Below are 17,890 nucleotides of genomic sequence, written 5' to 3' on the forward strand. Positions count from 1 at the left end.
AAAGCAATAGTGCTAAAAATAGCATTTTGAAGCATCTTGGGTATCCATCCTGGATCGAAAAAAATGAGGTGTTTAATCCTATTTATTCAAATGTTTTTTTGTTAGAATGAAAAATAAACAAAAAACATCCAATAGCCTATGAATTTCTGTACACTTGGACTTGCTGTTATTGAAACTGAAGCACAAGCTGTCTTTGAATTAACCCAGCGAATCGATAGCCGATTTGAAAAAGCCTGTGAATTGCTGCTTGCCTGTAAAGGAAGGATCGTCGTAACGGGCATGGGAAAATCAGGTCATATAGCGAACAAAATTGCCGCTACCTTATCAAGTACCGGCAGCCCCTCATTTTTTATGCATCCAGGTGAAGCAAGCCATGGGGATCTGGGAATGATTACCCGACAGGATACCGTAATTGCTATTTCTCACTCGGGCAACACATTAGAGTTAGTCACTTTACTTCCTTTATTAAAGCGACTGGAAGTTCCTCTGATTACCTTAACTGGAAACGCTGAGTCGACTTTAGCGAAAGCAGCAGATGTTAATTTAGATGTCAGTATCAAACAGGAAGCATGTCCACTTGGTCTTGCGCCAACAACCAGTACTACCGTTGCCTTGGTTATGGGTGATGCACTGGCGATTGCACTTTTGCAGGCTAGAGGATTTAGTGAGGAAGACTTCGCTTTGTCGCATCCTGGAGGATCTTTGGGTAAACGACTTTTACTGCGCATTGATGCCCTCTGTCATGAAGGAGCACAACTCCCTCTTGTACATGAAAATGCAACAGTGAGTGAAGCACTCATTGAAGTAACGGATAAAAAATTAGGTATGACCTGCGTTATCGATCATAAAGGGTATCTTGTTGGAGTCTATACAGATGGAGATATACGACGGACTCTGACACGCCAGTATGATATTAATACGACCCCGATAAAAGAAGTCATGACGCGTAATGCCCGTACAATTCCTAAGGGACTACTTGCTGCCGAAGCTTTAGCTATTATGCAAAAACACAGTATTACTTCATTAATTGTCATCGATGAAGAAAAACGTCCGGAAGCTGTTCTTCATCTCCATGACTTATTAAAAGCAGGTGTTTTTTAAATGAATCAATTAATTGAACGAGCCAAAAATATCAAATGCCTTATCTGTGATTTGGATGGGGTTCTTACTGATGGCCTCTTGTATATTGATAATCATTTTAATGAATTGAAAACATTCCATATTCACGATGGAGTAGGTTTAAAATTACTTATGACTGCTGGAATTGAAGTAGCCGTTATTACGGGGTCGCGCAACGCTGTAGTGGATCACAGGATGCACCAATTAGGGATTATCCATTATTATAAAGATCAATTGGATAAACAAGAGACATACAATCAGCTGAAAAATAAATTAAATCTTCAGGATGAGCATTTTGCTTATATTGGCGATGATATTCCTGATGCTCCAATTATGCAGCAAGTCGGCCTTAGCGTTGCAGTTGCCAATGCAGTGTACCAAATTAAAGAGATTGCCATGTGGCAAACGTCTCTACCAGGTGGTCGTGGAGCAGTACGCGAATTATGCGACCTTATTCTTAATGCACAAAATAAGATGGATTTGGCTATAGCAGGTTATCTAAAATAATGAATGCAACAAAACAATTCATGTGGCTTTTTTTTACTTTAATACTCCTGGCTTGTTCAGGATGGTATTACAGTCACTCAAAAACATTAATCCGTCTGGATAGCGAAACCTTGGCGAATTCAGTAGATACTACGATTTCTAACGTTATAGTGCGTCAGTTTAATCAACAAGGACTGCTTGCCAATCAACTCACCTCCCCCTTCATGCAACATATTCAAAAAGATAATGTCTATTTATTTCAAAATCCGCATATTGTAGTAAGTCAGGAAGAGCAAGCACCGTGGGATATTAGCTCAATAAAAGCCAAATCGTTTGAAGGTGGAAAACAAATTACCTTTACAGGTAATGTTGTTGTGCACCAAAAAAAGGGAAATAATTCACAAGAAAGTACATTAAAAACAGAGGAAGTAACCTACTACCCTAAGGAAAAGAAAGCAAGTTCCGATGTGCTTGTTACATACGAACAACCAGGTAATATTATTCAATCGACTGGAATGAATGCTTATCTCGATGAAAAAAGAGTAGAGTTACTACACCAGGCAAGAGGAAGTTATGTTCCAGCGAATGGTTAACTACAGTTTGTTCTTTCTTTTAATGTTCTCTTCTTTTGCATACGCACTTACAGAAGATAAAGAAAAAGTAATGCATGTAATGGCCGACTCAGCTGATCTCAGTCAGCAGGAGCATAAAGGGATTTATACTGGCAATGTTGAATTGGTACAAGGGACAACAAATCTGCAAGCCTCTAAAGCAGTGACTCTAGGGAATAAAAAAAATCAACTTGAGGTTGCTATAGCTACTGGAACTTCTGAGAAACAAGCACATTATTGGACAATAACCGACCCCAACAAACCTCCAGTACATGCCTATGCTGACACCATTCGTTATTATCCACTGCGCCATTTAATTGAATTAATAGGAAATGCTCGAGTAGAACAAGGAGAAAACTCTTTTTCTGCTGCAAAAATAAGCTATGATACCGAAAAACAACATGTTCTGTCTCAAGGTAATGGCAGTAAACGGATTACTATTATTTATCATCCAGAAAAGAAACCATCATGAGCATCCTGGAAGCGCGAAATCTAAAAAAATCGTTTAAATCGCGAACTGTGGTTAATGGCATCAGCATCCATATTAAAAAAGGTGAATGTGTTGGCCTATTAGGACCTAATGGAGCAGGAAAAACAACTTGTTTTTATATGATAGTTGGTTTGCAATCATGCGATGAGGGTCAAATTTTCCTGTCCCATCAGGATATAACAACATATGCCATGCATCAAAGGGCACGCTTAGGGATCAGCTATCTTCCCCAAGAAGCTTCTGTTTTTCGTAAACTCAGTGTGGCAGAGAATATTATGGCCATCCTAGAACTTAGGCCTGATTTAAATGAGCAGGCCCGAGAAGAAAAACTGGATCTGTTGCTGCAAGAATTTCATATTTCACATCTTTATAAAAGTCTAGGTATGTCCTTATCCGGGGGAGAACGACGACGTGTTGAGATTGCAAGGGCCCTTGCAATAGAGCCATCTTTTATACTTCTTGATGAACCTTTTGCTGGGGTCGATCCTATTTCGGTCATTGATATCAAAAAAATCATCCAACATTTATGTAATAAAGGCATTGGCGTTTTAATTACCGATCATAATGTAAGAGAAACCCTGGATATATGCGAACGGGCTTATATTGTCAGCCAAGGAAAAATATTGTGCGAAGGAACCCCAAACATTATACTGGCCAATCAACAGGTTAGAGCTGTTTATTTAGGTGAGGAGTTCACTTTATAAAATAAAATTGAAGGTTGGGTACCTTGTGTAGCCTGGGTGCAGCGCAGCGAAACCCGGGTTTAACTCACTCTAATCCATGATCCCGGGTTTCGCTGCGCTGCACCCAGGCTACACTCATCAACTAATATTTTGTTTTTAACATGCTGCTTATTATCGACAATTACGACTCATTTACCTACAATCTGGTACAATATTTCCAATGCCTCAATCAGGAAGTATGTGTTTACACCCATGATCAAATCAGTGTCAACCAAATAAAAAAACTTGCTCCTAAATACTTGGTCATCTCCCCAGGGCCAAAAGCTCCTGATGATGCAGGTATTTCTATGGAGGCAATTCGTTCGTTTTATCGTACCATTCCTATATTAGGTGTTTGTCTTGGACACCAAAGTATTGCCCAAGTCTTTGGGGGACGAATAATTCCTGCCCCGGAAATCATGCATGGAAAAACGTCAATCATAGAACATAATCAACAAGGAATTTTTAAAAATATTCCAAATTATTTCAAAGCAACCCGTTATCATTCCTTGGCAGTAGATAAAAACGCTCTTCCAGAATGTTTTTCTATCGATGCATGGGTATATGATACAATTATGGCAATTTCGCATCGTCATTATCCTGTTTTTGGTCTACAATTCCATCCAGAAGCAATATTAAGCCAATATGGACTGCAATTATTAGAGAATTTCTTAAAATATGAAACCCAATCTTTTATTTGAGCATCTCATCGCGAAAAAAAATTTAAATCCAGAACAAATGCAAGCTGTCATTCATGCTTGTATGTCAGGCCAATATAATGACGTACAAATCGCGACTTTTTTAGCGCTCATGCGTATGAAAGGTGAAACAACCGATGAATTAATTGCTGCTGCGGAAGTAATGCAACACCTGGCCCATCCGATAGAATTAGGTACTAACTTAATTGATATCGTAGGGACAGGCGGAGACGGTAAAAATACATTTAATGTCTCAACGGCGTGTAGTTTTGTAGTAGCTGCCGCAGGATACCCAGTAGCGAAACATGGCAATCGTTCTGTCTCAAGTCGTAGCGGTAGCGCTGACTTATTAGAACAAGCAGGCTTTATACTAAACCTATCTGATCAGCAAATAAAAAAGTGCATTCAACAATGTGGCTTGGCATTTTTATTTGCCCCCCATTATCATCCAGCGATGCAACATGCACGAACAGCGCGGCAACAACTCGGCATTCGGACCTTGTTCAATCTACTTGGCCCATTAATTAATCCTGCTCGAGTAAAAAAGCAAGTTGTTGGTGTATTTTCAACGGCTTGGCAAAAACCATTAGCTGCAGTTCTTGCTCATTTAGGAAGCGAAAGAGCCTTAGTAGTAAGTTCCCAAGATGGCTTAGATGAAGTCAGTGTAGTCGCGCCTACAGACGTCATTGAGTATCGAGAAGGAGCTTTTAATCACTGGATAATTGACCCAGAAGACTATAACATCAAGCATCACTCGTTAAATGAAGTGATTGTTGATTCACCAGCCCAAAGTTTAGAATTGATTCAAGCAGTGTTTTCTGGAAAACATGGTGCAGCGCGTGATATGGTTTTATTGAATTCCGCAGCAGCAATTTATTGCGCTCACGGAGCGATTTCTTTTGTACACGCATTAGAGCAGGCCAAAATCGTTATAGATAACGGTAAAGCCAACCATTGTTTTACTCAACTTAATCAACTAACCCAAACTTTAAATAAAGAATCGCATCATGAATAGTATGTTACAACGTATCGCCCAACGTAAGCAGGAAGAAGTTGCTCTTGCAAAGAAAAATAAACCCATAAATGTATTGGCACAACAACCCATTATGGAGCGACGTGACTTTGTTGCCGCTCTGCAACCTAAGGAAACTCCAGCAATTATTGCAGAAATTAAACGAGCCTCTCCAAGCAAAGGATTGATTCGAGAAGATTTTAATGTGAACGAGATTGCTACAATTTATGGGAAACATGGTGCACGCTGCCTTTCAGTCCTTACTGATGTAGATTTTTTTCAAGGGCAGCCTGAGTATATAGCCCAAGCAAAATCACATTGTAAATTACCTGTACTACGGAAAGATTTTATTCTTGACTCTTATCAAATTTATGAAAGCTTAGCATTAAGCGCAGACTGTATCTTACTTATTGTCGCATTACTTGATGATGTTCAGCTGGCAGATTTCTGCCAATTAGCACACGAGCTAGACATGACGGTGCTTGTGGAAAGCCATAGCGAAGAAGAGCTGGATCGCGCGTTACGGTTACCCACTCCTTTAATCGGCATTAATAATCGCAGTCTTCATACTTTTAAGACCGACATTCAACTCAGTATCCAGTTAAAACAATATATCCCCCAAGATAAAATAATCATCACTGAAAGTGGTATTAATACCCATTCAGATATAAATTTAATGCAATCTCATGGAATTAATACTTTTCTCATTGGAGAAAGTCTAATGAGAGCTAAAGATATAGGAGAAGCTCTAGATCAGCTTATAAAAGGGGACTAATAGAGCAGCGTGAGTGCGCTGTAGTGTTTTGCAGCCTGGGTGAAGACGTAAGCAGTAACCCCCAGGTTGACACTTTCACGGGTTACGCTACGCTTCACCCAGGGCTACTTAATTATTCCCAATTTGGCTCAGAAGGTTGTGAGGGCTCAGGCTCCGGAGAACCAGGATTATCAGGCTCATACGGCTCTGGTTCTGTTGGATATTCGTCAGGCTCATCAGGATATTCATAAGGGTCTGGTATTTCGTCTCCGTTTTTCAAAATAACACCATTATGTTAGTAATATTTATAAAATTATAGCAAAAGGAAAGAAAATGAAAGTGGCTGTAATCACCGGCGCTGCAAATGGGATTGGCTTAGCATTAAGCCAAGTCAATTTACAACGCGGCAACATTGTAGTTATGGTAGATAAAGATGAAATTAAACTTAAGCAGGAAGCCAAACGATTATTGAGCCTGTTCCCAGAAAAAATTCTAGAAATTCCTTGTGATGTAACACAACCTAATGACGTGGCACAATTGGCACAGCGCGTTGAAAGCCAATTAGGGCGTATTGATTGGATCTATAATAATGCAGGCATTATAGGCCAATTAGGCCCCCTTTGGGATTTGAATTCTGAACACATCCAAACAGTCATGGAGGTTAATTTATATGGAATGATTCATATCATCCAGGCTTTTATTCCTTTTTTATTCCAACAAACCTTTAATTCACATATTATCAATATAGCAAGCTTATATTCGTTATGTACGGGTTCCCAGACAACTCCTTATGCCATGTCAAAACATGCGGTACTTGCCTTGTCTGAATCATTGTTTTTTGATCTGACACGCCTGAAAAAACCAGTAGATGTCTCAGTAGTTTTCCCTTCTTTTACTGATACATCTCTTTTATCTCATACTACCAATGCAAACTCGTCCTTTCATGAAGTGTTACAATCTCTTTTATCGCATTCGCGCCCTGCCATGGATATAGCGGAACATATTGTTTATGAAGTAGAACACAAGAAATTCTATATTTTTCCGGATAAAGAAGTCAAAGGATATTGTCAGGAACGTATCAAGGCAATGATTTTACAAGAAAAACCCCATGTAACGAATATTGAAAAATTAATGGGTTCGCTCCTTAAACGGCAGGAATCCAGGAATTAATCGTAGCCTGGTGGAGGGGAAGTCATAACCCAGGCTACAATTTCGCCGACTGCGACTATGCTTCCAACATATCTAATAATTCTCGGCGGAATTTATGATAATCAACCTCTACAGCATGTCGTATATGCGATTTAAATCGATAATGAGGCTTATTCATTTCCTCATATGCCTTCTCATGCAATTTATCAGGTCGTTTTAAAGTTCCCATAATAATGCGTGCGGCTATTTTTGACTGATAATCAGCAAGCGGCCAAATACATCCTTGAGGCTGACATAAACCAATAAAATATAGATTGTCGTAGTCTGGATGCATCATTTTTCGATAAAGTGGTATTTTTGTTGAATTACTGAAGTCAGCGATTTGCTTGTCAATAAATGGGAAACTTATTTTATAACCTGTAGCAAAAATCACTGTATCAAACTCTTCGGGCTCACCGTGAGTAAAATGGACACGATTTCCTTCAAAATGAGTAATTCCGGGGCGTGGGAAAATTTCCCCGTGACGAATAAAATAAAGCAGTTCTGTGTTAATCGTTGGATGAATTTCTAAAGGACCACAATCTGGTTTCATTAATTTATATTTGGCATATCTACCTTGAAGGATTCGAGCAAAAAAGCTCAAAACCTTTTGCCTTAACCAAGAAGGCATCCATCTAATTTTTGCTACTGCGTCATCTGTCGGCTTACCAAATACAAACTTAGGAAAAATATGATAACCTCTGCGCATACTGATGCACGTTTTCGGAGAAATGCGTGCCACCTCTACAGCAATATCACACGCAGAGTTGCCACCTCCAACTACCAAAACACGTTGATCCTTAAACACAGAAGCTTTTTTGTATTGATGCGAGTGAAGCAGCTTGCCAGAGAACTCGCCTGGGTATTCAGGCATAAAAGGATCCCAATGATGGCCATTGGCAACTAATAAATAATCAAAATATTCTTCATGGGTACCTTGATCATTTTCAAAAATAACGCTCCATTGATGTTGATCAGTATGCTTTACTTGTAAAACCTTGGTGTTAAAACGGATGTATTTGTTTAAATTAAAATGATTCGCATAGCTTCTGAAATAATCTAAAACCAAAGTATGGGATGGATAATCAGGATAGTGTGCTGGCATTGGAAAGTCTTCAAACTCCGACCAACGTTTTGAGCTGATAATATGGGTCGTTTCATAAACACTGGAGTGATTGTTTTCCTCATCATATACCCAATTCCCACCGATCTGACTATTTTTTTCAAATACAGTGATATCTGTTACACCTTGCTCTTGTAGATTTTTAATTGCAGCAAGCCCGCTTGGACCTGCTCCGATAACGCAGACACGAGGAAAATTTTCTTTACCCTTTTGCTTTATTTGCATTACTCAACACCTTTTTTACTTCTTCCATTATCATTGCTTGTACAACAGGATCTTTATCAATCGTGAAATGATTCACTGTAACGCCTTTTATCGCAGCAACGTTAATGTTGTCAATACGAGTTTGATCTGGATTTATGGCTCTGAGCTTCAAACCACTAAACATGGGCACATAACCAGATTTGTAAAAATTCATCGCGTGCTTCACGTTAGGCGGCACAATAGTTTGAGATACAGCATCAACAGTAACCAATAAGTCCACAGGAATACCGGCCTTATTCAAATTACGTGCAACCTTGATTTGCTCATTAGCACCTAAAGAATGTCCCACCAAAATAATAGGCCTATGTTGCTTATGTTTTTGATAATAACCAACAATTTTACGCGTCACATTCCCCGCGTTGTACCACATGTCACTGGGAGCTGCTATATTGCACTCATCTTCGACAGTGGCACTAAGTGTTCTCATCCCGGTGCTAAAAACCCCTAATCCACCTAACATAGTATGCACTTCGCCATGATAGGGTTGCGGCTTGCTTACTTTCACTGTCTTCGCTGCTTTTTTTGCTGCTTTTTTAGTTGCAGATTGATGAATCACCGATTGAGCTGTTTTAGGTATTGGTCTTTTCTCTGAAGCCCTGCCGCCTGATAGGTCGACACAACCAGTTACACTCATAATTATGAGTAAAAACAAAAATGAGCTGAAAACACCTGATTTCTTATTTTGAAATGAGTTCATTTTATTTTTATTTATATATTATTTTAAAGCGAGGATCATAGCTTATTCTGAGAAGATTTGCCAAGATGGGCTTATAGATGAAGTGAAATTCTTTTGTCTCTATAAGTAAGTTATTAATTTTGGTACTCTTCCTGGAAATACAAAACTTTTTGTTTAAAATTTAGGGCTGTTATTTCTTGGGGACAATCACAATTGATTATAGAAAAAACGAACACAATTCTTACTGTCAGCCAACTTAATCGACAGGTTAAAAGCTATCTTGAAAATGAACTGGGTACGGTCCATGTCGAGGGAGAACTCTCCAATTTAAGTAAGCCGGTATCTGGGCATTTTTATTTTACCTTGAAAGACACTCATGCCCAAATTCGCTGTGTGTACTTTAAAAATCGCCATAGCAGCGCGTTTGCATATAAGCTATGTGATGGACAACATATAGTCGCCAGCGGCAGATTAAGTCTGTATGAAGCCCGTGGCGATTATCAATTAATAGTAGAACAAATTACTGAAGCGGGTCTGGGGGCACTCTACCAGCGTTTTGAACAATTAAAAAATAAACTGTCTGCCGAAGGTTTATTTGATTCAATAAAAAAAAGACCCATCCCGGTCATGCCTCGTGCCATTGGAATAATTACCTCAACCACTGGCGCCGCAATTCGCGATATATTATCCACTCTTGCTCGACGATTTCCCTTAGCTGATGTCTTCATCTATCCAAGTGAAGTTCAAGGTGCATCAGCAGCACAACAACTGATTAAGGCATTAAGACGCGCGAATTCTGAGAAACGATGTGATGTACTTCTACTTGCACGTGGTGGAGGAAGTATTGAAGATTTATGGGCATTTAATGATGAACAATTAGCACGTGACATTGCCAACAGCTCAATACCTATCGTATCAGGGGTCGGACATGAAACAGATTTTACAATTGCCGACTTTGTCGCGGATTACAGAGCGGAAACACCCACAGCAGCTGCTACTGCGGTGACGCCTGATTGTAATGAATTGTTTAAATTACTAAATCACTCCATCTCACGAATGCATGATGCAATGTACCGTTTTTTGCAAAAATACCACATCAAATTACAACATTTAATCGAGAAAATATCTTCACCACAAAAGGCAATTGCCAGTTACTGGCAAACAACCGATTACCTTGAGCGGCAACTGTTTGCTTGCATGGGCTACCTCATAAAACAAAAAAAACATCAACTTCATCTTTGCATTAACCATTTGCATGCTAAAAATCCTAAAACCCAAATCAAGCAAACGCTAATACTTTTACAAAAAATTTCAGCGCAATTAATCCATCATATGCAAAATAAGATCAATCAACTCAAATATCAATTAAGAACACAATTGTCTACCTTGCATGCAGTCAGTCCCTTAGCTACACTGGATAGAGGATATGCTATTACAACGAAAAAAAATAAGGTGTTATTTTCCAGCCAACAAGTAAATATTGGCGAGACAATCGATGTGCGATTGGCACAAGGTAATTTAACTTGTGAAGTCACTCAAATATACGAGTAAAAAATGCTTGAAGAACTGAATTACAGTTTAGACTGGATTATTAATCAAACAAAAAATAACATCCCCATTTTAGAAATTATTTTATTAATTCCTTGGCTTTTCTTTTTTGTAAGCATATTTTTTAAAAAAATATTATTATTAGGAATTATCCCAAGACGCGTCAAAGGCTTGCCTGGCATTCTATTTGCGCCTCTATTACACGATAATTTCAATCATATATTTTTTAACTCGATCCCTTTAGTGGTTTTAAGTAATTTCATTTTGATTAACGGACTTGCATACTATCTAGTGGTTACCCTTATGATTACAGTTTTAAGTGGAATTGCTATTTGGTGCTTTGCCCAATATGGCTTGCACATAGGTGCTAGTGGTGTAATTACTGGGTACTGGGGTTTATTAGTGAGTAATATCTATCAAACCGGTACATTGACTACCATAATCTTGGGTATCATTTCTCTTTATTATTTTGCCGGTATCTTCTTTGGTATTTTTCCTAAAGACAAAGGTGTATCCTGGGAGGCTCATTTGTTTGGTCTTTTAGCCGGCTTAGCTACAAGCTATTTATTGGCACTTTATCCTGATTCCCTACAGATAATTCAAGGTTCATCTAATAATTTTTAAACCGTTAGAGTCTGTTTATTTTTAAAACGATTGAACCAAAATGGCCATGATTTTTGAAGCACATACACATCGTATGTGAGCATTAGAGCGCAGAAAATCAGGACAGTTTGACCAAGATAGTAGAAATGCAAACAGACCCTATGCTATCCTAAAAATAAAAAATAATTCGAGAAATTAAGATGCGGTCACTCAAAACCTTTTTTTGTATTAGTATATTAAGTCTTTTTATTTCACCTGCTTACGCCGCCTCAACAACCCAATTCTTTATTTCCGGCTGTTGCGGCCAAATGGGGGGTGTTAGCTATTGCGATTCATCAGCAGGCCGCCTAGTGTGTAAAAATGGTTTTTACTCTACATGTTATTGCACACCGCATGCTGTAATGGATTTAAATCTCTTCCGCGGTTGCTGCTTATGGAAAGGTGGTGTTGTCTCTACTTACACCATAACTGGATACGTTGTATGTAATGACGGTTCCATTTCAGAAGAATGTTCTTTGCGGCCAGAAGAGAAAATCGCGGCATGGTAAGCTCTAATTCTTCTTCAAGGTGCAATTTAGGACCCTGCTTGTTTTAGCCTGTGTAGCCAATTGGCTCATAAAGCAAATAAAAGCACCTACTGCATTAAATACTTGTTAAGAATCTGTCAGATCCTGACTGACCGGATTGTTATGTCACTAACCTGTTGCGAGAGAGTATCGTTAAATGCGCTATAAAGCCTTATCCATAGCAGGATTTGATGGCTCTGGCGGAGCTGGAATCCAAGCCGACCTAAAGACATTCTCAGCATTGGGTTGCTATGGAATGACCGTACTTACGGCATTACCTGTACAAAATACTTGCGGTGTAAAAAGCTGTTACAGTATTCCATTGCAAGCTATAGAAGATCAACTAAATGCTATTTTCGATGACATTAAACCTGACAGTATAAAAATAGGCATGCTTTTCAATAGTGAGATCATTGAATTAGTCTCTTCATTTCTTAAGCGCAAAGCAATAGATATTCCTATTGTCATTGATCCTGTAACCGTTGCTAAAAGTGGCGATCCTTTATTACTACCCGAAGCTGTAGCCTCTTTAATAACAGAACTTATGCCTCTTGCTACCTTGATTACTCCTAACCTTCCGGAAGCATCTACGTTTACTGGTGTATATGCCTCGTCTGAAAAGGAAATGAAGTACATTGGTCAAAAGTTGCTTGGTTTTGGACCAAAATACGTTTTACTCAAAGGCGGACATCTGGAGTCATTAGAATCAAATGATTTATTAATAGGAGCAAATGGAGATACTCATTGGTTTTCAAGTCCAAGAATTAATTCACGAAATACCCATGGAACTGGATGCACTCTTTCTGCCGCGATAACGGCTTGTCTTGCCCAAAAAATTGATTTAATTAAAGCATGTAGCATTGCAAAAAATTATGTGTTCAATGCCATAGATGCTGCAAAGGAAGAAAATATTGGTCTAGGAAATGGTCCGCTGCATCATTTTTATCATTTTTCGCCGGTACAATTGCTGGATTAAAGAAAGCAGATTATGTAACAGGGCACGGGGTCTTTCACCTTATTTGAATGCAGGGTAGCTTGGGTGCAGCGCAGCGGAACCCGGGTTGCGCTGCACCCAAGCTCCAATATACTTTTTTGATTCGAGATCTTGACGTAGTTAAGTGGGCATTCAAGAAATACTTTTACTTGCCTACTACGTGCGCGCTTTATCCGCGGAATCCAGGAAATTTGTAATAGATGCGGTGGATCCCGCGGATAACTCTCGGGAGGTACTAGAATCAAAAGATAATGAAAGTGATGACTCTTCACGCTTTCGGAATCTCACCCAAACTACGAGCGAAAAATTTACATTGAGTTCAAATTTATCTTTAAGAAATTTTTTGTACGCTATTCCCTCTTTTTCAATTAATTCACCAAAACATAAGGCACTGAAAAGAATTAACAAATACCCTATTGCTGAGTAACAGAATATAGTATCCGAGAAAGACAACATACAAAAAGAGACGAGCATGCCTAGCAAAAATGGTTTCATTTCTTTAAGCTTCAATGCAGTAACAAACAATGCACCTATGAAATAAAGGAATAGAGCCATTCCTATCAAACCGAGTTCTGAAAGGGTCAACCAATATTGGCCATGAGGTTCATTGAGCTTATGTCCCCAGGAAGGAACAGGTTGATCTTTAATAAAGTTATATTGAAAGCCCCCTGTCCCCACACCTAAAATTGGATGTCTTTTAAATAAAGATTTCGCATAGTGATGAAACTGGTATCTATAACCTATAGAAGTATTTGTTTGATTGTTTTTTAAGAGCCTAAGATCATTCACCAGTGAGTAGGCTCCATCTTGCATGATGGGACTCAGCATAAAGGCTAAACCACTTAAACTCGTAAATAGTATAAGTCCTATTAAAGCTTTTCTAAGAGGAAATTTTTGCACGATCAGCAAACACATTAATACACCATAAATGATGTAACCTGCTCTTCCAGAGTTGATGAAAAATATTTGATAGCTTCCTAATACAATCATGGATAAATATAAAAATCGTAACCATCCGCCAGGTTTTGTTTGGAGTGTTAAAATTCCGGCAAAATAAACCCCCAAAGAGATCATGATTCCAGTAACAATATGATTATAAAATACTTCTCCAGGATCTAGGGAAGTGAACAGATCATTTATAAATAGATTGTTAATTTTCAATATTGAAAGGATACTGGTGAAGAGCATGGATAATATATAGCCATTCAAAGCCCAGGTCCTTGCTTGAGGTTTAATAAAACCTACAGCAAAAATTGGTAGGAAAATTAGCTTGGAATATTTATTGATAATATTGTATTCCAATTTGAATGGGGCTTTTGACCATAAACAGGCGATAAGGACATAAAGAAATAAAACAATGGCAGCACGGGCCCACATGGTATTAAAAGCATAAAACAAATATTGTCGGTAAGAAGGAGTAAATCCTATAGCTAACAAGCTAAGCACAGTTAATATTGACTTAATGCTGGGACTTATAGGAATAAAAAATACCAATAACACAAGAAGAATTGGTATGAGCAGGTGAATTTTTTCGATTTTTTCTTCTAAGAAGCTCAGGTTCAAATTAATTCCTCTGTGCTTTTTGCCAAAGAAGGCAATTGCTCCAAGTTACTGTCTTGATACAATTGTTTAATGCCACGATAGAAAGTTCCTTGTGCATTAAACACTGCAAATAAAAAACCTATTCTGCCATCCAGAAACCCACGTTGCAAGACATAACATCTAAAAAACATCCAAGAAGTACTTGCCAATGTTTTGATAAAGCTAGGTTTTCGTTTATTTAGAATATAGGTTTTTGCGCTATAAGATGAGTATTTGTTCATTTTATATAATACATGACTAACGTCTTTGAATGAGTGATGCATAATAGTATTTTTAATTTTACCAATACGCGCCCCTTCGGGAAGGACTATCTTTTCATGCACAATATCACTACTGAAATATGCATTTGCACGCTTAAAAAGTCGCGCATGTCGCTTAGGACTGGAAGAATATTTTAAGGGTTGATTATAGAAGTACATTTGAATTGCAATTCTAAAGGCATCTGCTGAATCGGATGCCATGGCTTCAATGATTTCTCGCTGCAATTCCTCACTCACAGACTCATCGGCGTCAAGATTCAACACCCAGTCTCCTTGAGCTTTTGACAATGCCCTTTGTTTTTGAGCACCATAACCCGGCCAGTCAGTAGAAAAAACGTGCTCCGTATATTCTTTGGCAATAGCAACCGTTTTATCGGTACTTCCCGAGTCCAATACTATTATTTCATCAGCAAATCGAACGGACTCGAGACATCTTCTAACATTTCTCTCTTCATTTTTGGTTATTATTATTACACTCAATGCCATTTAAAAAACACCCTCACGATGATCATGACTATCAAAGTGTAACTTACCATCTTTAACTTTTAAGGTTACGTGACCACCATGCATCAACTTACCAAATAAAAGTTCATCAGCCAGAGGTTTTTTTACATTCTCTTGAATCAATCTGGCCATTGGACGAGCCCCCATCATTTTGTCATAACCATGTTCAATAAGCCATTCACGAGCCATTTTATCGACGTTAAAGGTAACACCTTTATGACTTAATTGCTCATCGAGTTCCATAATGAATTTATCAACGACTAAGCCAATCGTCACTGCATCCAATGGAGCAAAATTAATGATTGCATCAAGTCTGTTTCTAAACTCAGGACTAAATTGTTTTTTAATTACTTCAAGCCCATCATTACTATTGTCTTGTTGGGAGAAACCGATGGAATTTCGTACCAGTTCCCCTGCCCCCGCATTAGAGGTCATAACCAGAATAATGTGTCTAAAATCTGCTTGACGTCCATTAGTATCAGTTAAAACTCCATGGTCCATAATCTGTAACAGTAAATTGAATACATCTGGGTGCGCTTTTTCGATTTCATCAAGCAACAGTACTGCATGAGGATTTTTAGTTACAGCTTCAGTCAACAGTCCCCCTTGATCATAACCGACATATCCTGGAGGAGCACCAATTAAACGTGAAACAGTATGTTTTTCCATGTATTCAGACATATCAAAACGTAATAATTCTATGCCTAAAACATTAGCCAATTGTCGTGTTACCTCTGTTTTTCCTACACCTGTTGGTCCAGCAAACAAGAAACAACCTACAGGTTTTTGAGGATCTCTAAGTCCAGATCGACCTAATTTAATTGCAGAAGCTAATGCAGTGATCGCTTGATCTTGTCCATAGACTAAAAGCTTCAAATCACGTTCTAAATTACGCAAGGTATCTTTGTCACGTGCTGATACTTTTTTAATCGGTATGCGGGCAATTTTTGCTACGACGCTCTCAATTTCAGTGACACTTATTATTTTCTTACGCTTGCTTGCTGTTAACAAATTCTGATAAGCGCCCGCTTCATCAACAACATCAATTGCTTTATCCGGTAAAAATCGGTCATTAATATATTTTGCAGATAATTCAGCAGCTGCTTTTAATGCAGGAATTGTAAATTTCACTCCATGATGTTCTTCTAATCGACCTTTTAGTCCTTTCAATATTTCAAAAGTTTCATCGACTGTAGGCTCTGGAATATCAATTTTTTGGAAACGTCTTGCTAACGCTCTGTCTTTTTCAAAAATACCTCGGTATTCCTGATAGGTTGTGGACCCAATGCATTTTAACTCGCCGTTTGCCAGCAATGGCTTAATTAAATTGGATGCATCCATGACTCCGCCTGAGGCTGCTCCAGCACCAATAATTGTATGAATTTCATCAATAAACAGGACAGCCCCTTCCTGTTGTCCTAACTGCTTTAATACAGCTTTTAATCGTTTTTCAAAATCGCCCCGATATTTGGTTCCGGCAAGTAAAGCACCCAGATCAAGTGAATAGACGATACAATCACGGATTGCATCCGGTATTTCACCATCTACAATACGCCGAGCTAAGCCCTCAGCAATTGCGGTTTTACCTACCCCTGCTTCGCCAACAAGTAAGGGATTATTTTTTCTGCGTCGGCACAATACCTGAATTGTACGTTGTACTTCTTCGTGACGACCGATCAAAGGATCAATCTTTCCTTGTTTCGCACGTCGGTTGAGGTTTGTGCAATAACTTTCAAGAGGTGACTCATTACCTTCTGATGAGCCCATATCATCTTCCATAGAATTCATGTTCTCATGCATATCATTATTTTGATATTTAGAAACACCATGGGAAATATAATTAATCACATCAAGTCGTGTAATATTTTCTCTGCGTAAGAAATAAACTGCCTGACTTTCTTGCTCACTAAAAATAGCTGCTAGAACATTGGCTCCGGTAACCTCGGTTTTTCCTGCAGATTGGACATGAAATACAGCACGTTGTAATACACGTTGAAAACCAAGAGTAGGTTGAGTTTCTCTATCTAATTCATCTTCAGGGATTCTGGGAGTAGTTTCATCGATGAATTCAATTAAATCCCGACGTAATGCTTCAATGTTTGCATCACATGCTTGTAATACACTTCCAGCTGCTGGGTTATCAAGCAATGACAACAACAAATGCTCAACAGTCATAAATTCATGACGTTTTTCCTTTGCTTCCTTGAAAGCTAGATTCAAGGTGAATTCAAGTTCTTTATTTAACATTGTCGTTGCTCCTCTTCAGCCCACAGCAAATTACTCGGGTTCCATGCTGGATAGCAATGGGTGCTGATTCATTCTGGCGTATTCATTTACCAGCGCTACTTTTGTTTCTGCTATATCTCGCGTAAATACCCCACACACGCCTTTTCCTTGAATATGAACCTGTAACATCACCTGAATGGCAATTTCCTCACTAAGATGAAAAAAATGCTTCAGTACATCAACTACAAAATCCATAGGTGTATAATCATCATTGAGCAACACTACTTTGTACTTTCTAGGCACTCTGATTTCGGTGCTCTGCTCCGGCTCAGCTACTTTAGGCCTTACAATTTCCTCTAGATTCTGCCCACTCATAACATACAACCTCTATATTATTTTTATAGACTCCCTACGCACTTTTGGCCAGTAAAATCAGCTAATTTT

20 protein-coding genes are annotated in these 17,890 nt (G+C 38.6%); 13 read left to right on the forward strand and 7 right to left on the reverse strand.

Annotated elements, in window-relative coordinates; all coding sequences use genetic code 11:
• Window positions 1–138 precede the first annotated feature (138 nt).
• The 8 genes from FOLKNPGA_RS11760 (at window position 139) to trpC (ending at window position 5,913) form a co-directional block, all read left to right on the forward strand.
• Window positions 139–1,101, forward strand: coding sequence for a KpsF/GutQ family sugar-phosphate isomerase (locus tag FOLKNPGA_RS11760; protein WP_182350087.1), 963 nt, complete (start codon window positions 139–141; stop codon window positions 1,099–1,101).
• Window positions 1,102–1,626, forward strand: coding sequence for a 3-deoxy-manno-octulosonate-8-phosphatase KdsC (kdsC, locus tag FOLKNPGA_RS11765; RefSeq protein ID WP_182350088.1), 525 nt, complete (start codon window positions 1,102–1,104; stop codon window positions 1,624–1,626).
• Window positions 1,626–2,198, forward strand: coding sequence for an LPS export ABC transporter periplasmic protein LptC (gene lptC, locus FOLKNPGA_RS11770; RefSeq protein ID WP_182350089.1), 573 nt, complete (start codon window positions 1,626–1,628; stop codon window positions 2,196–2,198). The genes kdsC and lptC overlap by 1 nt, the downstream gene beginning before the upstream one ends.
• Complete coding sequence (gene lptA, locus FOLKNPGA_RS11775) at window positions 2,179–2,688, forward strand: lipopolysaccharide transport periplasmic protein LptA (RefSeq protein ID WP_182350090.1); 510 nt, start codon at window positions 2,179–2,181, stop codon at window positions 2,686–2,688. The genes lptC and lptA overlap by 20 nt, the downstream gene beginning before the upstream one ends.
• Window positions 2,685–3,410, forward strand: coding sequence for an LPS export ABC transporter ATP-binding protein (gene lptB / locus FOLKNPGA_RS11780; protein WP_182350091.1), 726 nt, complete (start codon window positions 2,685–2,687; stop codon window positions 3,408–3,410). Before lptA ends, lptB begins: the two co-directional genes overlap by 4 nt.
• Before the next feature lie 140 nt (window positions 3,411–3,550).
• Complete coding sequence (locus tag FOLKNPGA_RS11785; RefSeq protein ID WP_182350092.1) at window positions 3,551–4,129, forward strand: aminodeoxychorismate/anthranilate synthase component II; 579 nt, start codon at window positions 3,551–3,553, stop codon at window positions 4,127–4,129.
• Window positions 4,107–5,141, forward strand: a complete 1,035-nt coding sequence (gene trpD, locus FOLKNPGA_RS11790; protein ID WP_182350093.1) for an anthranilate phosphoribosyltransferase — start codon at window positions 4,107–4,109, stop codon at window positions 5,139–5,141. The genes FOLKNPGA_RS11785 and trpD overlap by 23 nt, the downstream gene beginning before the upstream one ends.
• Window positions 5,134–5,913: an indole-3-glycerol phosphate synthase TrpC gene (gene trpC, locus FOLKNPGA_RS11795; RefSeq protein ID WP_182350094.1), complete on the forward strand. Its 780-nt coding sequence runs from the start codon at window positions 5,134–5,136 to the stop codon at window positions 5,911–5,913. Before trpD ends, trpC begins: the two co-directional genes overlap by 8 nt.
• A gap of 112 nt (window positions 5,914–6,025) precedes the next feature.
• Here trpC and FOLKNPGA_RS11800 read toward each other — a convergent pair whose 3' ends face one another.
• Window positions 6,026–6,172 (reverse strand): hypothetical protein, encoded by a 147-nt coding sequence (locus FOLKNPGA_RS11800; protein ID WP_182350095.1) that lies wholly within the window; start codon window positions 6,170–6,172, stop codon window positions 6,026–6,028.
• Between the two features lie 53 nt (window positions 6,173–6,225).
• On the opposite strand from FOLKNPGA_RS11800, the gene FOLKNPGA_RS11805 reads away from it, so the two are divergent.
• Complete coding sequence (locus FOLKNPGA_RS11805) at window positions 6,226–7,062, forward strand: SDR family oxidoreductase (protein ID WP_182350096.1); 837 nt, start codon at window positions 6,226–6,228, stop codon at window positions 7,060–7,062.
• Window positions 7,063–7,117: 55 nt separating this feature from the next.
• Here the strand turns inward: FOLKNPGA_RS11805 and FOLKNPGA_RS11810 are convergent, their stop codons facing one another.
• A complete protein-coding gene (locus tag FOLKNPGA_RS11810) occupies window positions 7,118–8,428 on the reverse strand; it encodes an NAD(P)/FAD-dependent oxidoreductase (protein ID WP_182350097.1) in 1,311 nt (436 codons plus the stop codon).
• Window positions 8,406–9,164, reverse strand: coding sequence for a hypothetical protein (locus FOLKNPGA_RS11815; RefSeq protein WP_182350098.1), 759 nt, complete (start codon window positions 9,162–9,164; stop codon window positions 8,406–8,408). Before FOLKNPGA_RS11815 ends, FOLKNPGA_RS11810 begins: the two co-directional genes overlap by 23 nt.
• A 192-nt stretch (window positions 9,165–9,356) precedes the next feature.
• Between FOLKNPGA_RS11815 and xseA the strand changes: the two genes are divergently transcribed.
• The 4 genes from xseA (at window position 9,357) to thiD (ending at window position 12,836) form a co-directional block, all read left to right on the forward strand.
• Window positions 9,357–10,694: an exodeoxyribonuclease VII large subunit gene (xseA, locus tag FOLKNPGA_RS11820; protein WP_182350099.1), complete on the forward strand. Its 1,338-nt coding sequence runs from the start codon at window positions 9,357–9,359 to the stop codon at window positions 10,692–10,694.
• 3 nt (window positions 10,695–10,697) lie between these two features.
• Window positions 10,698–11,315 carry a rhomboid family intramembrane serine protease gene (locus tag FOLKNPGA_RS11825; RefSeq protein ID WP_182350100.1) on the forward strand — a complete coding sequence of 206 codons (618 nt, stop codon included), beginning with the start codon at window positions 10,698–10,700 and terminating at the stop codon, window positions 11,313–11,315.
• Window positions 11,316–11,494: 179 nt separating this feature from the next.
• Window positions 11,495–11,842, forward strand: coding sequence for a neurogenic locus notch (locus FOLKNPGA_RS19220; protein ID WP_340163009.1), 348 nt, complete (start codon window positions 11,495–11,497; stop codon window positions 11,840–11,842).
• Between the two features lie 175 nt (window positions 11,843–12,017).
• Window positions 12,018–12,836, forward strand: a complete 819-nt coding sequence (gene thiD / locus FOLKNPGA_RS11830; RefSeq protein ID WP_182350101.1) for a bifunctional hydroxymethylpyrimidine kinase/phosphomethylpyrimidine kinase — start codon at window positions 12,018–12,020, stop codon at window positions 12,834–12,836.
• Window positions 12,837–13,010: 174 nt separating this feature from the next.
• Here thiD and FOLKNPGA_RS11835 read toward each other — a convergent pair whose 3' ends face one another.
• The 4 genes from FOLKNPGA_RS11835 to clpS are packed head-to-tail and all read right to left on the reverse strand — an operon-like array spanning window position 13,011 to window position 17,821.
• Window positions 13,011–14,417, reverse strand: a complete 1,407-nt coding sequence (locus FOLKNPGA_RS11835; RefSeq protein ID WP_232891173.1) for an O-antigen ligase — start codon at window positions 14,415–14,417, stop codon at window positions 13,011–13,013.
• Entirely contained in the window at window positions 14,414–15,202 is a 789-nt protein-coding gene (locus FOLKNPGA_RS11840) for a glycosyltransferase family 2 protein (RefSeq protein ID WP_182350102.1), read from the reverse strand. Before FOLKNPGA_RS11840 ends, FOLKNPGA_RS11835 begins: the two co-directional genes overlap by 4 nt.
• Window positions 15,203–17,467: an ATP-dependent Clp protease ATP-binding subunit ClpA gene (gene clpA, locus FOLKNPGA_RS11845; RefSeq protein WP_182350103.1), complete on the reverse strand. Its 2,265-nt coding sequence runs from the start codon at window positions 17,465–17,467 to the stop codon at window positions 15,203–15,205.
• Window positions 17,468–17,497: 30 nt separating this feature from the next.
• Window positions 17,498–17,821 carry an ATP-dependent Clp protease adapter ClpS gene (clpS, locus tag FOLKNPGA_RS11850; protein WP_182350104.1) on the reverse strand — a complete coding sequence of 108 codons (324 nt, stop codon included), beginning with the start codon at window positions 17,819–17,821 and terminating at the stop codon, window positions 17,498–17,500.
• Window positions 17,822–17,890: the final 69 nt, after the last annotated feature.

Source organism: Legionella sp. PC1000 (genome assembly GCF_014109805.1).
GTDB lineage: Bacteria > Pseudomonadota > Gammaproteobacteria > Legionellales > Legionellaceae > Legionella > Legionella resiliens.